General features: G+C 72.3%; 20 protein-coding genes. 8 read left to right on the top strand and 12 right to left on the bottom strand.

Features of this window, described 5'->3' with window-relative positions:
* The first annotated feature begins 4 nt into the window (after positions 1 to 4).
* Together IE118_RS26710 and IE118_RS26705 are read left to right on the top strand one after the other, a co-directional pair.
* Positions 5 to 1,183, top strand: a complete 1,179-nt coding sequence (locus tag IE118_RS26710) for a dipeptidase (protein ID WP_189560614.1) — start codon at positions 5 to 7, stop codon at positions 1,181 to 1,183.
* Between the two features lie 130 nt (positions 1,184 to 1,313).
* Positions 1,314 to 2,441, top strand: a complete 1,128-nt coding sequence (locus IE118_RS26705) for a dipeptidase (RefSeq protein ID WP_189560613.1) — start codon at positions 1,314 to 1,316, stop codon at positions 2,439 to 2,441.
* 39 nt (positions 2,442 to 2,480) lie between these two features.
* On the opposite strand, the gene IE118_RS26700 is transcribed toward IE118_RS26705, so the two are convergent.
* Positions 2,481 to 2,873 carry a VOC family protein gene (locus IE118_RS26700; RefSeq protein WP_189560612.1) on the bottom strand — a complete coding sequence of 131 codons (393 nt, stop codon included), beginning with the start codon at positions 2,871 to 2,873 and terminating at the stop codon, positions 2,481 to 2,483.
* A 15-nt stretch (positions 2,874 to 2,888) separates the two neighbouring features.
* Positions 2,889 to 3,248 (bottom strand): VOC family protein, encoded by a 360-nt coding sequence (locus tag IE118_RS26695; protein ID WP_189560611.1) that lies wholly within the window; start codon positions 3,246 to 3,248, stop codon positions 2,889 to 2,891.
* Positions 3,249 to 3,373: 125 nt separating this feature from the next.
* On the opposite strand from IE118_RS26695, the gene IE118_RS26690 reads away from it, so the two are divergent.
* Positions 3,374 to 3,880 (top strand): CGNR zinc finger domain-containing protein, encoded by a 507-nt coding sequence (locus IE118_RS26690; protein WP_189560610.1) that lies wholly within the window; start codon positions 3,374 to 3,376, stop codon positions 3,878 to 3,880.
* Between the two features lie 161 nt (positions 3,881 to 4,041).
* Here IE118_RS26690 and IE118_RS26685 read toward each other — a convergent pair whose 3' ends face one another.
* A complete protein-coding gene (locus tag IE118_RS26685; RefSeq protein ID WP_189560609.1) occupies positions 4,042 to 5,385 on the bottom strand; it encodes a UDP-glucose dehydrogenase family protein in 1,344 nt (447 codons plus the stop codon).
* Positions 5,386 to 5,566: 181 nt separating this feature from the next.
* Here IE118_RS26685 and IE118_RS26680 point away from each other — a divergent pair, with 181 nt between their 5' ends.
* Complete coding sequence (locus IE118_RS26680) at positions 5,567 to 6,724, top strand: acyl-CoA dehydrogenase (protein WP_189560608.1); 1,158 nt, start codon at positions 5,567 to 5,569, stop codon at positions 6,722 to 6,724.
* A gap of 79 nt (positions 6,725 to 6,803) precedes the next feature.
* On the opposite strand, the gene IE118_RS26675 is transcribed toward IE118_RS26680, so the two are convergent.
* Positions 6,804 to 7,448: a dihydrofolate reductase family protein gene (locus tag IE118_RS26675; RefSeq protein ID WP_189560607.1), complete on the bottom strand. Its 645-nt coding sequence runs from the start codon at positions 7,446 to 7,448 to the stop codon at positions 6,804 to 6,806.
* A gap of 128 nt (positions 7,449 to 7,576) precedes the next feature.
* Entirely contained in the window at positions 7,577 to 8,740 is a 1,164-nt protein-coding gene (locus tag IE118_RS26670; RefSeq protein ID WP_189560606.1) for a phospholipase D-like domain-containing protein, read from the bottom strand.
* Between the two features lie 232 nt (positions 8,741 to 8,972).
* Here IE118_RS26670 and IE118_RS26665 point away from each other — a divergent pair, with 232 nt between their 5' ends.
* The gene (locus IE118_RS26665) at positions 8,973 to 9,338 is read left to right on the top strand and encodes a four-helix bundle copper-binding protein (protein ID WP_189560605.1); all 366 of its coding nucleotides are present in this window, start codon (positions 8,973 to 8,975) and stop codon (positions 9,336 to 9,338) included.
* Positions 9,339 to 9,387: 49 nt separating this feature from the next.
* Here IE118_RS26665 and IE118_RS26660 read toward each other — a convergent pair whose 3' ends face one another.
* On the bottom strand, positions 9,388 to 10,659 hold the full coding sequence (locus IE118_RS26660; protein WP_189560604.1) for an LCP family protein: 1,272 nt from the start codon (positions 10,657 to 10,659) through the stop codon (positions 9,388 to 9,390).
* Between the two features lie 118 nt (positions 10,660 to 10,777).
* Here IE118_RS26660 and IE118_RS26655 point away from each other — a divergent pair, with 118 nt between their 5' ends.
* Complete coding sequence (locus IE118_RS26655; protein ID WP_189560603.1) at positions 10,778 to 11,335, top strand: acyl-CoA thioesterase; 558 nt, start codon at positions 10,778 to 10,780, stop codon at positions 11,333 to 11,335.
* 13 nt (positions 11,336 to 11,348) lie between these two features.
* Here the strand turns inward: IE118_RS26655 and IE118_RS26650 are convergent, their stop codons facing one another.
* The gene (locus tag IE118_RS26650; protein ID WP_189560602.1) at positions 11,349 to 12,824 is read right to left on the bottom strand and encodes an LCP family protein; all 1,476 of its coding nucleotides are present in this window, start codon (positions 12,822 to 12,824) and stop codon (positions 11,349 to 11,351) included.
* Positions 12,825 to 12,950: 126 nt separating this feature from the next.
* Here IE118_RS26650 and IE118_RS26645 point away from each other — a divergent pair, with 126 nt between their 5' ends.
* Positions 12,951 to 13,988 carry a glycosyltransferase family 2 protein gene (locus IE118_RS26645; protein WP_189560601.1) on the top strand — a complete coding sequence of 346 codons (1,038 nt, stop codon included), beginning with the start codon at positions 12,951 to 12,953 and terminating at the stop codon, positions 13,986 to 13,988.
* A gap of 52 nt (positions 13,989 to 14,040) precedes the next feature.
* Here IE118_RS26645 and IE118_RS26640 read toward each other — a convergent pair whose 3' ends face one another.
* From IE118_RS26640 to IE118_RS26620, 5 genes are all read right to left on the bottom strand, one after another.
* Entirely contained in the window at positions 14,041 to 15,657 is a 1,617-nt protein-coding gene (locus tag IE118_RS26640) for an LCP family protein (RefSeq protein ID WP_189560600.1), read from the bottom strand.
* A gap of 179 nt (positions 15,658 to 15,836) precedes the next feature.
* Positions 15,837 to 17,519, bottom strand: a complete 1,683-nt coding sequence (locus tag IE118_RS26635) for an LCP family protein (protein WP_189560599.1) — start codon at positions 17,517 to 17,519, stop codon at positions 15,837 to 15,839.
* A gap of 76 nt (positions 17,520 to 17,595) precedes the next feature.
* A complete protein-coding gene (locus IE118_RS26630; protein ID WP_189560598.1) occupies positions 17,596 to 19,374 on the bottom strand; it encodes an LCP family protein in 1,779 nt (592 codons plus the stop codon).
* A 243-nt stretch (positions 19,375 to 19,617) separates the two neighbouring features.
* Positions 19,618 to 20,838, bottom strand: a complete 1,221-nt coding sequence (locus tag IE118_RS26625) for an LCP family protein (protein WP_189560597.1) — start codon at positions 20,836 to 20,838, stop codon at positions 19,618 to 19,620.
* A gap of 249 nt (positions 20,839 to 21,087) precedes the next feature.
* Positions 21,088 to 21,849, bottom strand: coding sequence for a TIGR03089 family protein (locus tag IE118_RS26620; RefSeq protein ID WP_189560596.1), 762 nt, complete (start codon positions 21,847 to 21,849; stop codon positions 21,088 to 21,090).
* Between the two features lie 129 nt (positions 21,850 to 21,978).
* Between IE118_RS26620 and IE118_RS26615 the strand changes: the two genes are divergently transcribed.
* Positions 21,979 to 23,403, top strand: a complete 1,425-nt coding sequence (locus tag IE118_RS26615) for a peptidoglycan recognition protein family protein (RefSeq protein WP_189560595.1) — start codon at positions 21,979 to 21,981, stop codon at positions 23,401 to 23,403.
* Positions 23,404 to 23,466 lie beyond the last annotated feature (63 nt).

The raw sequence follows: 23,466 nt of genomic DNA, 5'->3' as shown, positions 1-23,466 counted from the left end.
TGCCATGACGTCCCTCGACGACGCCCGCGCGCTGCTGGCCGAGTTCCCCGTCGTCGACGGGCACAACGACCTGCCGTGGGCGCTGCGCGAACAGGTCCGCTACGACCTCGCGGCCCGCGACATCGCCGGCGACCAGTCCGCCCACCTGCACACCGACATCCCCCGGCTGCGCGCGGGCGGGGTCGGGGCGCAGTTCTGGTCGGTGTACGTCCGCGCGGACCAGCCCGACCCGGTGCCGGCCACCCTGGAACAGATCGACTGCGTACGGCGGCTGCTGGAGCGTCACCCGCGGGACCTGGCGCCCGCGCTGACCGCCGCCGACATGGAGGCGGCACGCGCCGAGGGCCGCATCGCCTCCCTGATGGGCGCGGAGGGCGGCCACTCCATCGGCGACTCCCTGGGCGTGCTGCGGGGGTTGTACGACCTCGGCGTGCGCTACCTGACGCTCACCCACAACCACAACGTGGCGTGGGCGGACTCGGCGACGGACGAGCCCGGGGTGGGCGGCCTGTCGGCGTTCGGCCGCGAGGTGGTGCGGGAGATGAACCGGCTCGGCATGCTGGTCGACCTCTCCCACGTCGCCGCGACGACCATGCGGGACGCGCTGGACGCCACGTCCGCGCCGGTGATCTTCTCCCACTCCTCCGCCCGCGCGGTCTGCGACCACCCGCGCAACATCCCGGACGACGTCCTGGAGCGGCTGCCCGCCAACGGCGGCGTCGCCATGGTGACGTTCGTGCCGAAGTTCGTGCTCCAGGCGGCCGTCGACTGGACGGCCGCGGCCGACGAGAACATGCGCGCGCACGGCTTCCACCACCTCGACACCACGGCCGAGGGGATGAAGGTGCACCGCGCCTTCGAGGAGACCCACCCGCGCCCGGTGGCGACGGTGTCCACGGTGGCCGACCACCTCGACCACATGCGTGAGGTCGCCGGCATCGACCACCTCGGCATCGGCGGCGACTACGACGGCACGGCCTTCACCCCCGACGGCCTCGGTGACGTCTCCGCCTACCCGAACCTGATCGCCGAGCTCCTCGACCGCGGCTGGTCCCGGCCCGACCTGGCCAAGCTGACCTGGCAGAACGCGGTACGGGTGCTGGGTGCCGCGGAGGACGTCTCCCGTGACCTCCGCGCGAGCCGGGCCCCGTCCCACGCCACCCTCGCGTCGCTGGACGGCTGACCCGGGGGTCCTGGGGTCCCGGGGGTCCCCGGGCGCCCCGTACCCCCGAACGGCGCGTTCACCAGGAACCCGCCCGGTGCTCCATGCGACGGTGGCCGTACTGCCGAGGTCACGACGTACGGAGCCCGTGATGGCCGATCTCCAGGACGACCTGCATTCCGCCGCCGAGGTCGGCCGTGTCGACGATCCGCTGCCCGAGGAGGCGGTGGTGGTCGGGCCGGAGGACTACGAGCCCGTCTCCGACCCGGACGACACCCCGCTGACCCGCGCCCGTGCCGTCCTCGCCGCCCACCCCGTCGCCGACGGCTACAGCGGCCTGCCCGCGGCGCTGCGCCGGCTGCCCTGGTACGACCTCGACCTCGGGGAGAGCGCCGTCGACGCGGACGTGCCCCGGCTGCGCAAGGGCCAGGTCGGGGCCGTGTTCTGGTCGCTGCACCTGCCCGGGGGGCCGGGCGGCGACGGGGCCGTCGGCGCCACCCTGGAGCAGCTGGACCTGGCGAAGGCGGTGGTCGCCGCCCACGAGCAGGGCCTGCGGCCCGCCCGGACCGCCGGGGAGGTGGCCGACGCGCGCAACTGCGGCCGGGTCGCCGTCCTGTTCGGCCCCGCTGGCGCCGCCGCCCTCGGCGACTCCCTGAGCGTCCTGCGCTCGCTGCACACCCTCGGGCTGCGCGTCCTCACCCTGGCCGGCACCTCCTGGGCCGGCGCCGCGGGGCTCACCCGGTTCGGCGAGGAGGTCGTGCGGGAGATGAACCGGGTCGGGATAGTGCCCGACCTCTCCCACGCCTCGACCCCGACGATCCGCCGGGTCCTCACCCTCTCCAAGGCGCCCGTGCTGTTCACCCGCTCGGCCGCCCGCGCCCTGCGCCCCCACCCGGCCAACCTCCCCGACGACCTGCTCGCCGAGGTGGGCCGGGCCAAGGGGCTGTGCCTGGTGCCGCTGACCGCCGAGCAGGCCGGCCCGGGCGTCCGGGACGTCGCCGACCACCTCGACCACGTCCGCAGCCTCGCCGGGCCGGAGTGCGTGGGCCTGTCCGGCACCTACGACACCGGCAGCGCCCACCCGCAGGAGCTGCACGACACCTCCTGCTACCCCAGGCTGATCGCCGAGCTGTTGCGGCGCGGCTGGGAGGAGTCCGACGTGGCCCTGTTGACCTGGGGCAACGTCCAGCGGGTGCTGCGCGGTGCGGACTTCGCGGCCCACACCGCCCAGCAGCGCCGCCCGCCGTCCACGGCGACGATCACCGCACTGGACGGCTGAGCCGCCGGGCGGGCCGGGCCGCCGGGACGGCCGGGCCCGTCAGGGCTGTTCGATCCGGCAGAGGCAGAACGGATGGCCCGCGGGATCGGCGTACACCCGGAAGTCCTTGGTCTCGTAGTCCTCCCGGTCCAGCACCCGTGCCCCGAGCGCCAGCACCTTCTCCTCGGCCGCGTCCAGCTCCTCCCAGGTGCCCCCGGCGTCGAAGTCGAGGTGGAACTGCTGGGAGCCGTGGTCGGCGCGCGGCCAGGCGGGCGGGGTGTGGCCGGGTGCCCGCTGGAAGGCCAGCCGCGGGCCCGCCGGCAGCTCCAGCACCACCCAGTCCGGGTCCTCCTCCACCGGCGTGCCGCCGCCGACGGCCGCGTAGAAGACGGCCAGCTCGCGCGGATCGGGGCAGTCGAGGACGACACTGCGCAGACGTGCCACGGCGGTCATGCATCCCTCCAGGAGTCAGCAGGCGCACAGGCAGAACGGGTGCCCGGCCGGGTCCGCGTAAACCCGGAAGTCCCGTGAGCCGTCCGCGGTGTCCAGCGGCTTCGCGCCGAGCGCCAGCACCTCCTTCTCCGCCGCGTCCAGGTCCTGCACGGTCAGGTCCAGGTGGAACTGCTGCGAGCGGTCCGCCTCCGGCCACCGCGGCGGTACGTACCCGGGTGCCTCCTGGAAGGACAGGACCGGACCACCGGGCACCTTCAGGTCCACCCAGCGGCCCTCACCCTCCACCGTGCCGCCCACGACCGCGGCGTAGAACCCGGCCAGCGCACGCGGGTCGGGACAGTCCAGGACGACGGCGCCCACTGAGGCGACGGACATGACTCCTCCTCGGAGTTTCGGGAGTTACCCATAAAGAGGGGTAACCGGTAACCGTTACTGCATGCTGCACCATAGGGGGTAACGCCGCAAGCGGATAAGGGGGACCTGGGAGGTACCGTCCAGACATGAGCGAGAGAGCGGACCCGCCCGGGAGGCTGGCCCTGGTCCAGGCCCTGGTCAACACCCTCGACCTGGAGACGGGCGGCGACGCGCTGGACACTCCTCAGGGCCGCGCGCCCTTCGGTCTCACCGAGGACACCGCCGGTCCCGCCCGCGAACTGCGCGAGTCGCTGCGCGCGGCCCTCCTCGCCCACGCCGGCCACTCCCCGCACCGCGCCGTCACCCCGCTGGGCGAGCTGCTGGCCCGGGCGCCCCTGGTGGTCACGGTCGACCCCGCCGACGGCTCGGCCGCCCTCGCGCCGGTCGACGACGGGCCCCTGCTCTCCCGCGTCGCCGCCGCCGTCGCCGAAGGCGTCACGGCGGGCACCTGGGGCCGGCTGAAGGCCTGCGAGGCCCCCACCTGCCACTGGGCGTACTACGACCGCAGCCCCGCCGGGCGCGGGCGCTGGTGCTCCATGCAGGTGTGCGGCGCCCGGGCCAAGATGCGCCGGTACCGGGCGAAGGAGGCATAGCCCCGCCGCGCCCGCGCCCGGTTTGGCAGAATGCAGCGGGACGCCGGTTCGGCCGACTGAGCCTCGGCCGAACCGGCGTCACCGCCTTCGTCTCCACCCGCCCGGTCCCGCCCCCGCGCGTCGTGTCGGGGCGCGGGGCGCGGGGCCCGGGCAGGGCCTGCCTAGGCCGTCGGGCGGCCCATCGCGCGGAAGCGCCAGCCGGCCCGCCGCCACACCTCGGCGTCGAGCGCGTTGCGTCCGTCGAGGATCAGCCGCTCGGCCGCCACCTCACCCAGCTCCGCCGGGTCCACCTCCCGGAACTCCTGCCACTCCGTCAGGTGCAGGACGACATCGGCGCCGCGCACCGCCTCCAGCGCCGAGTCCGCGTACCCCAGCGTCGGGAAGAGGCTGCGGGCGTTGTCCATGCCCTTGGGGTCGTAGACCGTGACCTGGCCGCCCTGGAGGTGGATCTGTCCCGCCACGTTCAGCGCGGGCGAGTCCCGGACGTCGTCCGAGTCCGGCTTGAAGGTGGCCCCGAGCACCGCCACCCGCTTGCCCAGGAACGGGCCGCCGCCCAGGGCCTGCCGCGTCAGCTCCACCATCCGGCCGCGCTGACGCATGTTGATCGAGTCGATCTCCCGCAGGAACGTCAGCGCCTGGTCCGCGCCCAGCTCGCCGGCGCGGGCCATGAAGGCCCGGATGTCCTTGGGCAGACAGCCGCCGCCGAAGCCGATCCCGGCCCGCAGGAACTTCTTCCCGATCCGGTCGTCGTGACCGATGGCCTCCGCCAGCCGGGCGACGTCGCCGCCGGTCGCCTCGCACAGTTCCGCCATCGCGTTGATGAAGGAGATCTTGGTGGCCAGGAAGGAGTTCGCGGAGGTCTTCACCAGCTCCGCCGTCGGGAAGTCCGTCACCACGAACGGCGATCCCTCCCCGACGGGCGTGGCGTACACCTCGCGCAGCAGCTTCTCCGCCCGCTCGCCGCGCACGCCCACCACGATCCGGTCCGGGTGCAGAGTGTCCTGCACGGCGAAGCCCTCGCGCAGGAACTCCGGGTTCCACGCCAGCTCCGCGTCCTCGCCGGCCGGGGCGTGCTCCGCCAGGTAGGCGGCCAGCCGGTCGGCCGAGCCCACGGGCACCGTCGACTTGCCGACGACCAGCGCGGGCCCCTTCAGGTGCGGCGCGAGCGAGGCGATCGCGGAGTCCACGTACGACATGTCGCAGGCGTACTCGCCGTGCCGCTGCGGGGTGTTCACGCACACGAAGTGGACGTCGCCGAACTCGCCCACCTCGGCCCAGTCCATGGTGAACCGCAGCCGCCCGGTGGACCCCTCGATCCCGGCGACGTGCCGGCGCAGCAGCTCCTCCAGCCCCGGTTCGTACATCGGGACCTCACCGCGCCGGAGCTTGTCGATCTTGTCCGGTACGACGTCGAGGCCCAGCACCTCGAACCCCAGCTCCGCCATGGCCGCCGCGTGCGTCGCTCCGAGATAACCGGTGCCGATCACGGTGATCTTGAGGGCCATGGGTGCTCCAGGGGTAAACGGCATGCAGTGCGCGCCCGAGCATAGCCGGGGGAGGGGGAAGAGCACCTTCCGGCTGTCGTCAAGCTCACCTATCCACGAACGCGGAGGAAGGCATAAAATTTGAGTTACTTAACGGTAGTTAGCGTGCCCAGCATCGCAGCGTTTTGGAGCGTGAGAGACCTTGGCCGGATCGGCTGACTTCGACCTGTACCGCCCGTCCGAGGAGCACGACATGCTCCGCGACGCCGTCCGCGCGCTGGCCGAGGCGAAGATCGCGCCGTACGCCGCCGCGGTGGACGAGGAGGCACGCTTCCCGCAGGAGGCGCTCGACGCGCTCGTCGCGGGCGACCTGCACGCCGTGCACGTACCCGAGGAGTTCGGCGGCGCCGGCGCGGACGCCCTCGCCACGGTGATCGTGATCGAGGAGGTGGCCCGCGTCTGCGCGTCCTCCTCCCTCATCCCCGCCGTGAACAAGCTGGGCTCGCTGCCGGTCATCCTCTCCGGCTCCGAGGCGCTGAAGAAGAAGTACATGACCCCGCTCGCCAAGGGCGACGGCATGTTCTCGTACTGCCTCTCCGAGCCGGACGCCGGCTCGGACGCGGCCGGCATGAAGACCAGGGCGGTCCGCGACGGCGACTCCTACGTCCTCAACGGCGTGAAGCGCTGGATCACCAACGCGGGCGAGTCCGAGTTCTACACGGTGATGGCCGTCACCGACCCCACCAAGCGCTCCAAGGGCATCTCCGCCTTCGTCGTCGAGAAGTCCGACGAGGGCGTCTCCTTCGGCGCCCCGGAGAAGAAGCTCGGCATCAAGGGCTCGCCGACCCGCGAGGTCTACCTGGACAACGTCCGCATCCCCGCGGACCGGATGATCGGCGAGGAGGGCACCGGCTTCGCCACCGCGATGAAGACGCTGGACCACACCCGCATCACCATCGCCGCGCAGGCCCTCGGCATCGCCCAGGGCGCCCTCGACTACGCCAAGGGCTACGTCCGGGAGCGCAAGCAGTTCGGCAAGCCGATCGCCGACTTCCAGGGCGTCCAGTTCATGCTCGCCGACATGGCCATGAAGATCGAGGCCGCCCGCCAGCTGACCTACGCCGCCGCGGCCAAGTCCGAGCGCGGCGACAGCGACCTGACCTTCCAGGGCGCCGCCGCCAAGTGCTTCGCCTCCGACGTCGCCATGGAGGTCACCACCGACGCCGTCCAGCTCCTCGGCGGCTACGGCTACACCCGCGACTACCCCGTCGAGCGGATGATGCGCGACGCGAAGATCACGCAGATCTACGAGGGCACGAACCAGGTCCAGCGGATCGTGATGGCCCGCAACCTGCCGTAACGGCGGACGCGGCAGGGGGCGCCCGGTCACCGGGCGCCCCCCTGCCGTCCCCGGGCGCGCCCCCCGACGGCCGGCCGGCTCACCTTCTCCAGAAGAGGTGGTGGGTGACGCCGCTCGGGCTGGGCACCACCTCCAGGTGGAACCGGTCGAGCAGCTCCTCGGGGGACTCCCACAGGCGCAGTCCGGAACCGAGCTCCACTGGCGCCACCGCCACGTGCAGGGTGTCCACCAGACCGGCGTCGAGGAACTCCCGGACGGTGGTGACCCCGCCGCCGAGCCGGACGTCCTTGCCCCCGGCCGCCTCCCGCGCCCGTTCCAGCACGGCGGCCGGTTCGCCGTCGACGAAGTGGAACGTGGTGTCGGAGAGCGTGAAGGACGGACGCGGGTGGTGGGTCAGCACGAACACCGGGGTGCGGAAGGGCGGTTCGTCGCCCCACCAGCCGCGCCACTCGTGGTCCTGCCAGGGTCCGCGCTGCGGCCCGAACTTGTTGCGCCCCATGATCTCGGCGCCGATGTTGTGGGAGAAGTCCCGGGTGAAGTAGTCGTCGAGACCCCGCGTCCCCCCGGGGTCGGTGCGGTTGGGCCAGCTCGCGGTGGCGCCGGCCCAGCCCATCAGCCGGCCGGGATCGACATGGCCGAACGGACGCTCGAGGCTCTGTTCCTCACCGGCGCCGATCCCGTCGCTCGAGACGGCGAAGTTCTGCACTCTCAGCAGCTGGGGCACGATTCCCTCCTGAAACGTCGGTCACAGGGAGAAGACTCCACCGGCCCGCCGTACTCATCGGCGCGCCGTCACGGGACACGCCGTCACGGAACGAGCCGTCACAGAACACGCCGTCACACGACAAGCCGTCACAGGAAACGCCGGATCGGGGCGACCGACGCCTCGGCGAGGCGCTCGGACAGCGGGCGGCGCTTCCAGCGGGACGGGTCGATCGGCTCGCTCAGCTTGCGGTCGGCGTCGAAGTCGGCGTCGAGCGCCGCGGTGAAGTCCTCGTCGAGGACGGCCAGCATGACCTCCTCGTCGTGCTCCATGGAGCGGCGGTTGAAGTTGCTGGACCCGATGAGGGAACAGACCCCGTCCACCGTGATGATCTTCGTGTGGAGCATGGTCGGCTGGTACTCGCGTACCTCCACGCCCGCGTCGACCAGGGTCTGGTAGTGCTGCCGCCCGGCCAGCAGACAGGCCCGCTGGTCGGTGTGCGGGCCCGGCAGCAGGATCTCCACCCGCACCCCCCGGCGGGCGGCGGCGGCCAGCAGGTCGATGAAGTACGCGTCCGGCGCGAAGTAGGCGGTGGACAGCCGGAAGCGCTCCTGCGCCGAGGTGATCACCACGCGCAGCAGGGTCTGCATGTCCTGCCAGCCGAAGCTCGCCGACCCCCGCACCACCTGCACCGTGGCGTTGCCCGGCTGCTCCTGCGAGGTGAAGCGGTCGTGCTCGTCGTACAGGTCGTCGTGGCACTCGGCCCAGTTCTGCGCGAAGGCCGCGGCTATACCGTCCACGGCGGGTCCCCTGACCTTCACGTGCGTGTCGCGCCACTCGCCCGGGTTGCGGGCGTCACCGCACCACTCCTCGGCGATGCCGACGCCCCCGGTGAACGCGGTGTGCTCGTCGGTGACCAGGACCTTGCGGTGGCAGCGGTGGTTCTGCCGCATCGGCGACAGCCGCGTGGGCTTGCGGAACCAGGCCACCTGCACGCCCGCCCGCTCCATGCCGTCCAGCAGGTCCCGCTCGATCTTGCTGGCGCCGAAGCCGTCCAGCAGCAGCCGTACGCGCACGCCCGCGCGGGCCCGCTCGGACAGCGCCTCGGCGAACTCCCGCGCGATGTCGCCGCGCCAGTACACGAAGGTCATCATGTCGACCGTGTGCTCCGCGGCGCGGACGGCGGCCAGCATCTCGGGGAAGATCTGGTCGCCGTTGCGCAGCGGGATCAGTTCGTTCCCCTCGGTGGCGGTGATGCCGATGAGCCGCTCCAGCCGTCTGCGCAGCCGCTTCCTCTCGGTCTGTACCGTCATGCTCGTTCTCTCCCTGTGCCGGTCGTCGAGTCCTCCTGGCGTGGTCGGTCCGACCGTGGCGCCTCACGTCTTGTTGCCGTTGCCGGTCGTTCCAAGCAGACGATCTGCACCGGGCGCCCGCCGGGGGAGAGAGGGGAGGCCCCGCCGCTCCTGTGGTGGTCATGGGGTGAGGGGCGTAGGACGGAGGGGCGGGGGGCGAGCGCCGGCCCCCGCCTTCCCCCCGGGAGGAACCATGACCCAGCAGCAGCCCACCATGGAACCGATGAGCAAGGAGACGCAGGACTGCATCGCCGCCTGCATGTCCTGCCACGGCGTGTGCGAGGAGACCATGAGCTCCTGCCTGCAGACCGGCGGCGAGGCCCGGCTGCCGGTCATGCGGGCGCTCATCGACTGCTCCGAGATGACCCGCATGTGCGCGGACATGATGATGCGCCGCTCGCCGCTGGCCAACGAGATGTGCATGATGTGCGCGCAGGCCTGCGACATGTGCGCCGAGGCGTGCATGTCCATGCCCGACGACGACCGGATGACGCGCTGCGCGGAGTCCTGTCGCCGCTGCTCCGAGATGTGCCGGGCCATGGCCGGCAGCACGATGTGACGCACCGGCCCGTACGCGGCCGGGGGAGCCCCCGACCGCGTCACGGGCGTCAGTTGCCCTTGACGGTGACCTTCTCGTCGTTGTTGAGCTGGTTCACCAGCTGCTTCACCTTCGCCTTGTCCCAGAGCAGGTTGCCGCCGCTGGAACCCGCGATGGGCATGTTCATGGACGTGCCCTCACCGCCGCTGACGCCCTTCATCGACCAGAACATGTCGGCCAGGTCGAACAGGCCCATCTCCTTGTCGACGATCAGGGAGTCCAGGCCCGCGCCCATCGTCGGGTAGAGCTTGAACGGGTTGAGGACCGTGCCCGGGGTGGCCACCTGGTTGGCGAGCGCGGAGAGGAACTTCTGCTGGTTCTTCGTCCGGTCCAGGTCCGAGCCCGCCAGCGCGTACCGGGTGCGGACGAAGGCGAGGGCCTCCTCGCCGTTCAGGGTCTGCCTGCCCTTCTTGAGGTCGGCGCCGGACTTGGTGTCCTTGATGTCCTGCGGGATGTCCATCTCGACCCCGCCGACCGCGTCCACGATGCTCGCGAAGCCGGCGAAGCCGATCTCCACGTAGTGGTCGATGTGCAGCCCGGTGTTGAACTCGACCGTGCGGACCAGCAGTTCGGGTCCGTCCTCGGCGTAGGCGGCGTTCAGCTTCACCTGCCGGCCGGTGCCGGGGTAGGTCTTGCCCGACTCCGACCCCTTGAAGGACGGGATCTCCACGTTCGAGTCACGGGGCAGCGAGATGAGGGTCGGGCCGTTGTCCCCGGTGTGCAGGATCATCACCGAGTCCGTGCGCTTGCCCTCGGCGGAACCGGTGCGCAGCCTCTTCTTGTCCTCGGCGGACATGCCCGCGCGGCTGTCGGAGCCGACGATCAGGTAGTTGGTGCCCTCGCCCTTCTCCGGCCGCTCGATCACCTTCGACAGGTCGACCTCGCGGTTGAGCTTGGAGTCGGCCCAGAAGTACGTGCCGACGGTGGTGACGACCAGCACCGCGGCGACCGTGATGGCGGTCACCTTGATGCGGCGGCGCCAGTCGGGCGCGGGGCGCTGCGGACCGTAGCCGTCGCCGCCCGGGCCGCCACCGCCGGGGGTGCCGTAGACCTGGCCGGTGTTGTAGCCGCTGTCGTAGCCGTCCGCACCGCCGTGCCCGCGGCCGTCGACGTACGCGGGCTGCTGCGGGACCCCGCCGTACCCGCCCTGCCCGGCAGGGGCCGCCGGGCCGCGGCGGACCTGCCGCATGACACGGGCGCTCTCGGGCTGCGCGCTCGCGCTCCCGCGTCCGTAACGGCTGCCGCGGTTCTCGTCGGACCATGCCTCGGGCCAATCATTCATGGCAGACAGTGTGCAGGCCGGACGGCGGGCCAGACAGGGCCGTCGGAAAATCAGAGCGGCGCTGTTGCGAACCCGACACAAAACAGGGCGGACTCCACGGCGGCATAAGGTAGAGGCCATGACAGACCAGGCTCCAGCCGCAGCAACGGAGCGTCCGGACATCCCGGGCAAGTCCATCGCGGCATCCCGTACGACCCTCAGCCACATCATGACCCACAGTGACACCAACCTCCTCGGCACGGTGCACGGCGGGGTGATCATGAAATTGGTGGACGACGCGGCGGGCGCCGTCGCGGGACGGCACTCCGGCGGCCCGGCCGTCACCGCCTCCATGGACGAGATGGCCTTCCTGGAGCCGGTCAGGGTCGGTGACCTGGTCCATGTGAAGGCGCAGGTCAACTGGACCGGCCGGACCTCGATGGAGGTCGGCGTGCGGGTGCTGGCGGAGCGGTGGAACGAGTCCACGCCCGCCACCCAGGTCGGATCGGCCTACCTGGTGTTCGCGGCCGTCGACGCCGACGGCAAACCGCGGCAGGTGCCGCAGGTGATACCCGAGACCGAGCAGGACAGGCGCCGCTACCAGGAGGCGCAGATCCGCCGCACGCACCGGCTGGCCCGCCGCCGGGCGATCATGGAGCTCCGCGCCAAGCGGGCCGCCGAGGGCTTCGACGACTAGGGCAGGCCCTGCTTCAGGAGCAGCTCACCTCGTCGCCCCGTACCACGCCCAGCTCGCCCTGGCCCGGATCCTGGGCGCGCACCTTGTGGACCTTGACGAAGTCGGCGCCCGCGATCACCTTCAGCGTGGGGCCCTGCCCCTTCACCGCGCGCAGTTCGCTGCCGGGCAGGGCCGCCGCGAGGGACTTCGCGGAGCGGTCCCAGCGGGGGTCGTAGGCGACGACGGTGCGTTCCACGTTCTGTTCGGCCGCGTTGGCCGGGGTGCGGGTGGTGGCGAAGCCGGTCGCCGCCAGCGCCGCGTCCACACGCCGGCCGAGCCCCGCGGTCCGGGTGCCGTTCTCGACCTGCACGCGGATCTGCTGCGGGTCGACCGGCACCCGCCGCGCCGCCTCGCGGGTGGGGTGCGCGGCCAGCGGCTGGTCCCGGCGGATCGCGTCGAAGATGTGCTCCGCCTTCGCGGTGTCCCACTTCAGCGTCGAGCCGACGCCCTTCACGAGGTGCCCCATCTTCGCGATCGGCACCGTCGTGAACTCGGAGGAGGAGGGCGAGAAGTCCCGCATCGCCCGGCCGAGGTCCAGCAGTTCACCGGTGCCGAAGCCCTCGTCGGCGCGGACCGAGCCGAGCACCGCGCGGGTGACGTCCCGGAACTTCATCGGGTTCAGCAGGATCCCGGAGGAGGTGGCGCGGTGCACCAGCGCGGCCATGAACTGCTGCTGCCGCCTCATCCGGCCGAGGTCGGAGGCGCCGTCGACGTGCCGGGCGCGGACGTAGCTCAGGGCCTGGCCGCCCCGGAGGGTGTGCCGGCCGGCCGGCAGGTCGAGGCCCGTGTGACCGTCCTTCAGCCGCTGGTCGGTGCAGATCTCCACGCCGCCGACCACGTCGACGGTCTTCATGAAGCTGGTGAAGTCGACCTCCAGGTAGTGGTCGATCTTCACCCGGGTCATCTTCTCCACCGTGCGCACGGTCAGCTGCGGCCCGCCCTCGGCGTACGCGGCGTTCAGTTTGACGGGGTGTCCCCGGTGCTGTTCGCCGCTCACCCGGTCGGTGTGCGGGGGAGTCTCGGCGTAGGAGTCGCGGGGGAGGCTGACGATGCTGGCGCGGTCCCGGTCCTCCGAGATGTGCACGATCATGATCGTGTCGGTGCAGTGGCAGGGCGTCCCGCCGAGCCGGTACTCCTCCCGTTCCGCCCGGCCGACCTTCTCGCGGCCGTCGGTGCCGACGAGCAGGATGTTCATGCCGTGGCCCGCCTCGGGCCGGTTCTTCATGTCGCGGAACGGGTCGACCCGGGCGATGTCCTCGTCGAGGCCGCTGAGCACCGCGTGGCCGATCCCGGCGGAGGCGAGCACCACGACCGACAGGGTGGTGGCCGTGCGCAGCGCCCAGCGCGGCTTCCTGCGCGGGGGCACGGGCGGCCGCGGTCCCCGGCGGGGCGGACGCGGGGGGTGCTGGGCTGCGGTGCGGGGCCGGGGGGACCGTGACGGCGTGGGCAAGGGGCACCTCCGGACGACGGCCGTGCGTGGGATCCCGAGCACCGTAGGCCGCTGTGATCCGCGGCCCGGCGCACGGCCCCCCGGCGCGCGCCCGGTGTCCCCCGTTCGCGGTAACGTGAGCCCCCTATGAACGCCAATCCCGACGTGCGGCTCCCCGCCGTTTCCGTGATCATGCCCGTCCTCAACGAGGAGCGGCATCTGCGCGGCGCCGTCCGCGCGATCCTCGCCCAGGAGTACGCCGGCGAGATGGAGGTCGTGATCGCCCTCGGTCCGTCCACGGACCGCACGGACGAGATCGCCGCCGAGCTCGTCGCCGAGGACCCGCGGGTGCACACCGTGCCCAATCCGACCGGCCGCACCCCGGCCGCCCTCAACGCGGCGATCAAGGCCTCGCGCCATCCGGTCGTGGTCCGCGTCGACGGGCACGGGATGCTCTCCCCGAACTACATCACCACCGCCGTGCGCCTCCTGGAGGAGACCGGTGCGCAGAACGTCGGCGGCATCATGCACGCCGAGGGCGAGAACGACTGGGAGCACGCCGTCGCCGCCGCGATGACCTCGCGGATCGGCGTGGGCAACGCCGCCTTCCACACCGGTGGACAGGCGGGCCCCGCCGACACCGTGTACCTCGGGGTGTTCCGGCGCGAGGCGCTGGAGCAGCAGGGCGGATACAACGTGGAGTTCATCCGCGCCCAGGACTGGGAGCTGAACTTCCGCATCCGCGAGGCCGGCGGGCTGATCTGGTTCTCGCCGGAGCTGAAGGTCTCCTACCGGCCCCGGCCGAGCGTGCGGGCGCTGGCCAAGCAGTACAAGGACTACGGCCGTTGGCGGCACGTGGTGGCCCGTTACCACTCCGGTTCGATCAACCTGCGCTACCTCGCCCCGCCGGCCGCGGTGTGCGCGATCGCGGCGGGGATCCTGGTCGGCGGACTGCTCACGCCGTGGGGCCTGGTCGTGCCCGGCGGTTACCTCGCGGCGATCGCGGCGGGCTCCATACCGGCCGGCAAGGGACTGCCGCTGAAGGCGCGGCTGCAGATCCCGGTGGCGCTGGCCACCATGCACATGTCGTGGGGCTGGGGCTTCCTGACCAGCCCGCGCTCCCTGGCGAAGAAGGTCATCGCCTCCCGGCGTCCCGCCGTCCACGCGGACGCGCCGGCCGCCTGACGCCACCGCGACGCGCGGGGCCCCTTCCCGGCCGGGAAGGGGTCCCGCGCGTTCACCAGGTGAAGGCGGGGTCGACGTGCATGCACGCCCCGTCGTCGGCGCCGTTGAGGGCCTTCGCCGACTCGGGGGTGGTGTCGTCCCGCTCGGGTGCCTCGTACCGGGTGCCCTCCCGCCAGTCGGCCCCCACCACCAGGGTGACGCCCGACACCTCGGTGGACCGCTTCACCTGGTCCGCCGGGATGCCGAGGGCCCCGGCCACGCGCCGCGCGTCGCCCTCCAGGTCGGCGCTCGGATAGCGCACGGACGTCCGCTTCTCGCTGAGGGCGCCGCCGGTGTCCGCGGTCGCGCCGGTGAAGCCCTTCTCCTTCAGCAGCCCGCTGACCGTGCCGGCCCGCCCGCGGGCGGGCGCCAGGGCGTCGGTGCGGGTGCCGTTGACGACCTGGACGGCGATGTCGGCGTCGGCGGCGGACGGGTCGGCCGGGGGCTTCTCCACGGCCTTCGGCGGTGCCGCGTCCCTGCCGTCCAGGGCGATGTCCTCGCGCACCAGACGGAACAGCTTCTCGGCGTCCTCGGTGGGCTCCACCCGGGCGCCCACGTACCGGTTGGGCATCGTGGTCATGGTGATGCGCTCCGGCTCCACCTTGCGCAGCTCGTTGCTCAGGTCGTACAGCTTCTTCACGGTGTCGAGCCCGGGGTCGACGGTGAGCGCCTCGGTGGCCTTCTCGGCCAGTCCGCGCAGCTTGCCCGGGTTGCTCAGGGTGGCGTTCTCCCGCAGCTGGCGGACCATCGAGTTCATGTACATGTGCTGGGCCCGGGCGCGGGCGAGGTCGCTGCCGTCCTCGAAGCCGTAGCGGGTGCGCAGCCACTGCAGGGCCTGCTCGCCCTTGACGGGGTGCGTGCCCTTCTCCAGTTTCAGCCCGGAGCCGTGTCCCTGGCCGTCGCGCGAGTGGATGTTGGCGTCGACGCACACCGGGACGCCGCCGACCGCGTCCGCCATGGCCACCACGCCCGCGAAGTCGACCATGACGAAATGGTCGATGTGGATGCCGGTGAGCTCCTGCCAGGTGGCCACGGTGCAGCCCGGACCGCCGTGACCGAGGCTCTGGTTGGTCATCGCGCGCCCCCGGCTCGCCGGGTACACCGTCCCGTCGTCCGGGTCGGTGCACTTGGGGATCTCGACGAGGGTGTCGCGCGGCATGCTGATCACGGACATGTTGGTGCGGTCGGCGGACAGGTGCACCAGCATCTGCACGTCGGCGAGCGGGGTGGAGCCGAACGTCTCCCGGGCGCCGCCCAGTTGCTGGTTCTCCTCGCTGTCCCGCGCGTCGCTGCCGATGAGCAGGATGTTCAGCGGGGTCTGGCCGGCCGCGTTCGGCGTCGGCTCGGCGACCTTGTTGTCGCCCAGGTTCAGGGCTTCCTTCTTGATGTTGCCGTTCAGCTGGCGGTAGTAGAGGTATCCCGCCCCGGCGGCGCCGATCAACAGCAGGGCGAGGACCGCGGCGGACCACTGCAGCAGTCGGCGTGCGCGCCGCGGGCGGGGACCGTCGTCACCGCCGGGCGGTCCGTCGTCACCGCCGGCCGGGCCCCCGTCACCGTCGGCCGGGCCCTCGTCCGGTCCCGGTCCGCGCTCCTCGTCACGGAGCGTCTCCGGTGCGGCGTTCTGCGTCACGTCCCCCGTCCTTCCCACCCCTGGAACCTCTCGTTTCGGCCGTCGGGCCCGTCCTGCGTCCTGTTAGACGCACGAAGGGCCCGTCAGTTGCCCCGGGACGGGCCGCGACTTCGGCGAATACCGGAGCGGCGTGTGCGCGTTCCGGTGCGGACGGGCCGTCGTCCGGCCGGCGGGGTCCGTCACCAGCGGTAGGGCTTGTACACGTCCATGCAGGTGCCCGTCTCGGCGCCGTTCAGCGCGTCGGCGTCCTCCGGCAGGTCCCCGGCCCTGGGCGGTGCCTGTTTCGGGTAGGTGGTGCCCTCGCGCCAGTCCGCGCCGACGACCACCGTGACGCCCGTGACGTCCGCGGACTGCCGGACGGAACCCGCCGGGATGCCCAGTGACGTCGCGACGCGCTCGGCGTCACCGCGCAGCGCGGCGCCGGGATAGCGCACGACGGTCCGCTCCTCGGCGGAGGCGGAGGCGGCGGCGGTGTCCGGTGCCGCCCGCGTGAAGCCCTTGCCGGCCAGCACCCGCGCGACGGCGCCCGCCCGGCCGCCGACCGGGCCCAGCGTCGCGGAGCGGGTGGCGTTGCGCACCAGGACACCGATCTCGGCGTCCGGCGCGGACGGGTCCTTCGCCGCCGGCGCCTTCGAGGACGCCCCGCCCTCCGCCGCGGACGGGCCGCCGCCCTTGCCGGTCCTGTCGCCCGCGCCGGCCTTGCCGCCCTTGTCGTCGAAGGGCACGTCGTCGCGCAGGAGGGCCCACAGCCGTTCGGCGTCGGCACCGGCCGGGAGCAGGTGGTTGCGGTTCTGCGGGTCCTCGACCGTGGGCAGCGTCGTCATCGTGATGCGGTCCGGGGGCACCGTCCTCAGCTGCATCCCCAGGTCGTACAGGTCCTTCACCGAGCCGATCTCCTCGGAGACCTTCAGCGACTCGGTCGCCGCCTCGGCCAGGTCCGTCAGACGGCCGGTGTCGGTGAAGACGTTCTGGTCGCGCAGGGTGCGGATCATCGAGTTCATGTACATGCGCTGCGCCCGGGTGCGCAGGATGTCGCTGCCCCAGGCGTGCCGGGTGCGCAGCCACTGCAGCGCCTGCTCGCCCTCGACCTTGGTGGTCCCGGCCTCCAGTTTCAGGCCCGAGCCGCCCGGTACGCCGGGCAGTGGACGGTCCCACACGTTCTGGTTGACGCAGACCTCCACACCGCCGACCGCGTCGGCCATGGTCACCACGCCGGCGAAGTCGATCGTCATCCAGTGGTCGACGTAGACACCGGTGAGGTTCTCCCAGGTGGCGAGCGTGCAGCCGGCGCCGCCGCGGGACAGCGAGGTGTTGATGATGTCGTTGGTCGCCGGGTGGGTCTCGCCGCTTACCGGGTCGGTGCACCGGGGGATGTCGACCCGGGTGTCGCGCGGAACGCTCACCACCGCCGCGCTCTCCCGGTCGGCGGCGAGGTGGATCAGCATCTGCACGTCGCCCAGCGGCGGGTTGCCGCGGTTGTCCCGGCTCCCGCCGAGCGCGACGTTGGCGTCGGAGGCCCGGCTGTCGGAACCGATGAGCAGGATGTTCAGGGGCGTCTGCCCGGCCGCGTTCGGTCCGGTCCTGCGCGCCTTGGAGTCGCCGCTGCTGCGCTCGCCCTTCTCGATGTTGCCGTTGAGGTGCTCGTAGTACAGGTAACCGGCGCCGGCCGTCCCGAGTATCAGCACCGCCAGGGTCGTCGCCGACCAGCGCAGCGCGCGCCTGCCCCGGCCGCCGGGTCTTCCGGAGCCGTCGTCACCGTCCGCGGAGGGCCCTCCGCCGGGCCGGCCCTCGTCGCCGGCGCCGGGCCGGCCCGGGGCGTCGCCCGGCCGGGTCCCCTCCTCCTGCACACCGCTCCGCGTCATCGTCGCCTCTCCCCACCCTGCGCGAGAACGGGCCCGCCCGCGCCCCGCGGGACGCGTGACGGGCCCGTCCGGACTCCTACTTGGCGCACTCCACCTTGTCCGCCGTGGACTTCTCGATGCTGTCCGGCGCCTTGTCCGGGGGCGTGAGCGACACCCCGGCGCCCTTGAAGTCCTTGCCGAGGGTCAGGGTCATCGCGGGCACGCCCTGCGCGTTGGTGACGCTCTCGCCGGGCTTCAGCGCCGACCCCGACAGCCCCATGATCTCGGCCAGCCGGCGAGCCTGGCCGGCCTGGTCGGGGGCGTACTCGAGGGTCGTCCTGGCCAGCGGCGCGGGGGCGTTGCCGGCGTTCTCCGACTTGGTGACGCCCTGCTGCACCTGGAGCCAGCTGAGGGTCGCCTGGGCGCTGCCCCCGACGGCACCGCCGTTGAGGATCCGCACGCGGACCTCGGAGGCCGGCGCCTTCTCGCCCTTGAGCCGGGCGGCGACCGCGGCCGCCTCCTTCTTCTTCTGCTGCTTGACCTCGGTGAACGACACGTCGTTGCGGATCAGGTCGAAGACCTCGGGGGCCTTCGCGTCGTTGAGCACGACGGTCGCCTTCACCTGCTCCGCCGGGTTGTCCACCACGGGGACGGTCGTGAAGGTGAGGTTCTTGACGTTGAGCTTGCCCAGCTCCAGGCCGAGGTCCTTGAGCTTGTTGATGTTGTCCAGCTGGGAGTCGACGGTGAGCGCCTCGGTGCCCGCCTCGGCCAGCTTGACCATCTTCGAGGGGCTGGTGAGCGTGTCGTTCGACTTGAGCTTGCGCATCAGCGCGCTCAGGAACTGCTGCTGGAGCCCGATCCGGCTCAGGTCGCCGCCGAGGCCCACCGAGTGCCGGGTGCGCACGAACGCCAGCGCGTCCTCGCCCTCGATGGTGTGCGTGCCCTTGGGCAGCTTCAGGTGCGAGTCCGGGTCGTCGATGTCCTTCGCCAGGCACACCTCGACGCCACCGACCGCGGAGGTCAGCGTCTTGACGGCGTTGAAGTCGGCCACCATGAAGTTGTCCGGCTTGATCCCGGTCAGTTCCGTCACCGTCCGCATGGTGCAGCTGGGCGTACGGCCGCTCTGCCCGAGGCTGGTGTTGAAGCGGACGCCGGGGGAGCCCGGGATCACCTTCTGGCTGCCGTCCTCCTGCTCCGTGGGGCAGTCGGGGACGTCGACTATCAGGTCGCGCGGGATGCTCAACGCGGTGGCGTTGGAGCGGTCCTTGGAGACGTGCAGCAGGATCGTGGTGTCCGCGTGCCCGGCGCTGCCCTTGTCGCCGTAGCCCTCGTTCCCCGAGCCGGTGCGCTTGTCGGTGCCGATCAGCAGGATGTTGATCGCCTTGTCCTTGCTGAAGCCACCGGTGCTCGCGCCGTCGTCGGAGACGGAGGTGATGTTGTCGTTCAGGTGCTCCAGGTACAGGTAGCCGCCCACGCCGGTGGCGAGCACCAGGAAGGCCAGGGTGCCGCTGCCCCACAGCAGCACCTTCTTGGCCCTGCTCTTCTGTTTCGCCGGTCGGCGGCCGCGCCGTCCGGGCGGCTCCTCCGGCGTGGTCCGGCGCCTGCGCTGCGGCGGCACCTCACGGTCGGGTGTCTCCCGCTCGGGAGTTCCGCGGCCGGGCCGGCCGGGCGAACGTCCCGGGGCCGCCGAACGGCCGCGCGGATTTCCGGCGCCGGGTTTCCCCGGTCCCGGGGGGCGGGGTCCACGGGGGCCGGGAATCGACGACTGCGGTGCGGAAGGACCCAGTCGCAGTTCGTATTCACCGGTCTCCGGATTGAGTACCCACTGGTCTGCGGGATCGACGTTCTCTCCCCGCCCACGGCTGTGCGCGTCCACGGTCGCTCGAATCCTCCGTCGGGGCCACGCGGCGCCTTTCCCCTCCCAGGCGCTCGGGTCTCGGTCACACAGTGCGGGAACTCAGGAGGGACCTGAAGGAACGGACGCACCGGAGCGCTCACACTAACGGTCCTGATCGCTGTCGGGCGACGTCGGTGACGAATTCCACGTCCTCACAAGGGGGCAATCCGCCCATTTCCCTGGACACGAGTTCGTAGTCCGCGAGTTGACTTGGTGCGGCCTTTACGCGCAGCTGTCCTCGGCTGCGGTGTTACCCGAGAACGTGGGGGCGGGGGAGGGGTTTTCCGACGGCTCCCCGGATTCCCTTTCCGTGGCCTTTCCGTCACGTTCCGTACGGACCGCGACGGGTGAGTCGGTGCGCAACCGCTCGAACAGTTCCGCCGCGGCGGGCTGCGCCAGCTGGTCGCGATTCACGTCCCGCGCGTACGACTCCCGGGGCACGGTGAGGAATTGCACGTCCTCCGTGGGGATCTCGCGCAACCCGCGCGCGAGTTCGTACAAACCGCGCAAACTGGCCAGCTCCGGGTCGGTGGTGAGCGACGACGTGGCCGCGTCGAGGACGGGGTACAGCTTCACCGGGTTCAGCAGGACGCCGTTGCTGCGGACCTTGCTGACGAGCGCGCCGAGGAACCGCTGCTGCCGCTCCATCCGGCTGGTGTCGCTGCCGTCGCCCAGGGTCTTGCGGGCCCGTACGTAGCCGAGCGCCTGCTCCCCGGTCAGTGTCACCCGGCCCGCCGGGAGCCTCAGTTCCGCGTCCTTGTCGTCTATGGGCTCGCGCAGGCACACCTCGACCCCGTCGACCGCGTCCACCATGTCCTTGAAGCCGGCGAAGTCCACCACCACGTGATGGTCGACGCGGATGTCCGTGAGCTTCTCCACGGTGCGGATCGTGCAGGCGGAACCGCCCACCTCGAAGGCGGAGTTGAACAAGGCGAACACCGGTTCGGAACGTGACCCGTCCGGGCGCCGGCAGCCCGGCACCTCCACCATCAGGTCCCGGGGTATCGACACCGCGGTGGCGCTGCGCCGGCCCGCCGACAGGTGCAGCAGGATCGCGGTGTCCGACCGCTCGGTCCCCGGGTCCCGTCCGTAGCGGCCGTTCTCCTCCCCGGCGCGCGAGTCGGAGCCGATCAGCAGGATGTTCCGGGCGCCCTTGACGAGCGCGGTGGGCCGGTCCTTCTCGAACCGCTCGAGTTCGGCCGCCGCCGCCTCGTCCGGGGTGATGTTCCCGTCCAGTTTCATGTACACGGCCCACCCGGCGGCCGAAGCGGCCACCAGGACGGCGGCTGCCGTGAGTCCCGTACCGCGGGCCCAGCGCCGGCGGCGGCGGACGCGGCCCCGCCCGGTGGGTGAGGAACCCGACCCCGGACCCAGGGCGCGCCCGGGTTCAGGTGCGCCCCGCGCCGCCGGCTGTCCGGAGGGCGTGCCCGCGGTGTCGCTCATGGCCGGTCCACCCCTCCCTGCGTTCGGGACCACGACGGCATGGGGTGTGTGGTGCGTGCCGCTGCCTACGACGATGGCCCCGGGGCGGGGGGCGTGGCGGGTGGTGATGGGCCGAACGGGGGAGGGACGGGGCCCGGTGCGGGGTGCCGGTCCCGGCGGGCTCCCGGCGGGTTGCCAGGGGGCTCCCAGCGGACTCCCGGCGGGTTCCAGGGGGCACCCATTGGACTCCCGGCGGGTTCCAGTGGGCTCCTAGCGGGCGATGACCGTCACCCGCTCGCTCTCCACCCGCCGGTCGAGCGCGTCGTCCGCGAGGCGGTCCAGGTTCCGGCACAGGACCACCGAGCCGCCGGTCGCCAGCGGGCCGTACAGGCCGGTGCGCAGGCCCTCCCAGGTGTCGAACGGCAGCCCCGACAGGATCCGGGAGCCGGGACCGGTCAGACCGAGCTCCGGCGCCTCCGCCGCCGCCCGCTCGACCACCTCCGCCCCGGTGAACTCCCGCCCCGCCACGATCAGCGCCGGCTCCTCCGGATCGACGGGCGCGTACGGCACGAACCGGTCCCCCTGCCCGGGCACCTCCACCGCGTAGTCCGCGAAGCCTTCCGGCGGCTGCGGGAAACGTCCGCCGAGCGGCCTCAGCGCCAGCGCGATCCGCGGGCCCGGGCAGGCGCGCGCGGCGTCCAGCGACTCCGGCCCGGGACCGCTCACGACCACGTCCGCCGCCGCCGGGTCCCCGGCCACGTCCGCGACCACGCCCACCGACGCGCACGCCAGCAGCCAGACCGCCGTCTGCCAGTGCGCGGGCAGCAGCAGGGCCACCCGGTCGCCGGGTTCGACGGACAGCTCGTCCTGGAGGAGGTTCGCCGTCTTGGCCACCCAATTGGCGAAGGTGGCCACGGACAATTCGACGCGTTCGCCCGTGGCGTCGTCGTAGAAGGTCACCAGGGGGCGTCCCGGGTCCGCGGCGAGCGCGGAACTCAGCAGGTCGGCAGGGGTGCGGTCGGTGGCGTTCACCCGCGCAAGGGTACGCGGCCCCCGCCACGCCCACCCTCCGCGCGGGACACCGGTTCGGGGGAACCGGCTCCGACAGCCCGTCAACTCCGCGATGGACAGATTTGTCTGACTATGTCCAAGCTCAGGAGCATGCGTGGAATTCTTGCTTCCTCAATCGGTGTCACCTGCGCCGCCGCCCTCGCCCTTCCGCTCGCTCCGCCCGCCACCGCGGCCGCGAGACCGGCCCCGACGGCAGAAGCGGCCACGCGCGCAGCGGTGACGAACCCGTCCGACGTGCCCGGCAGCACCCAGTCGCTGCCCCTGCGGCCCCTCACCCACGACCGCGCCTCCGGCGCCGCGGTCCTCGGCCTCACCCCCCGTGCCGTACGGCACTTCTCCCTGCTCGGCGTCATCTGGGACGACCCGGCCGCCCACCTGCACGGCAGCGTCCAGGTCCGCACCCGCGCGGCCGCCACCGGCGGCTGGTCCGACTGGCAGGACGTGGAGACCCACTACACCGACCACGCGGCCGACCCCGGTTCCGCGGAGGCCGCCTCGGAGCGGGTGCGGGGCGCCACCGCGCCGTTGTGGGTGGGGGAGTCCGACGGGGTGGAGGTGCGGGTCCGGCCCGAACCCGTGGACGGCGCGGAGTCCGGTGAGCCCGGGCCCGGGGACGTTCCGGCGGTGCCGTCCGGGCTGCGGCTCGAACTCATCGACCCCGGGGACGCGGACACGGACACGGCCGCGGACGCCGAGGACGCGGACGATGCCGCCGCCGTGCCGCCCGGTGACGCCGTGGACGGGCGTGCGGGGCCGATGACCGCCGAGGCGACCGCCGCCTCCGCCGCCAACGCCGGACTCGTCCAGCTCGGCGCCACCGAGATCCCCGAACTGGACGCCGAGCGGACCCGGCAGGAACTCCTCACCCTGCGCAAGGGCGAACTGACCGAGGAACAGCAGGCCAAGGCGTACATCGGCCCGCGCCCCGCCATCGTCACCCGGCGCGGCTGGGGAGCGGACGAGAGCCTGCGGGACAAGGGCTTCCCGTACACCGGCAAGGTCAAGGCCGCCTTCGTGCACCACACCGCGTCCGGCAACAACTACGCCTGCTCGCAGGCGCCTTCGCTTGTCCGCGGTTTCTACCGCTACCACGTCAGGAGCCTCGGCTGGCGCGACATCGGCTACAACTTCCTCGTCGACAAGTGCGGGAGGATCTACGAGGGCCGCGCCGGGGGCGTGGCCAAGCCGGTGAAGGGCGCCCACACCATGGGCTTCAACACCAACACCACGGGCATCGCGGTCATCGGCTCGTACGGGGCGAAGAAGCCGTCGAGCAAGGCCGTGAAGGCGGTGGCCCGCCTCACCGCCTGGAAGCTCGGCCTCCACGGCATGAATCCGGGTTCCAAGACATACCTGACGTCCGGCGGTGGCAACCTCTACGGCAAAGGCAAGAAGGTACGGCTGAACGTGATCTCCGGTCACCGGGACGGGTTCAACACCTCGTGCCCAGGGGGGAAGCTCTACAGCAAGCTGAAGTCCGTGCGGTCCACGGCGGCCCGCTACCAGGGGCGCTGAGGCCACGGGCGTCTCCTCCTGCCGGGGAAGGGTCTGCATAAACTGGCCGGCCGAAAGACAGTT

The sequence above is a fragment of the Streptomyces pilosus genome (assembly GCF_014649835.1).
GTDB classification, from domain to species: Bacteria; Actinomycetota; Actinomycetes; order Streptomycetales; family Streptomycetaceae; genus Streptomyces; species Streptomyces pilosus.
The sequence above is the reverse complement of the archived record's forward strand: the minus strand, read 5'-3'. Positions and strand labels throughout refer to the sequence as shown.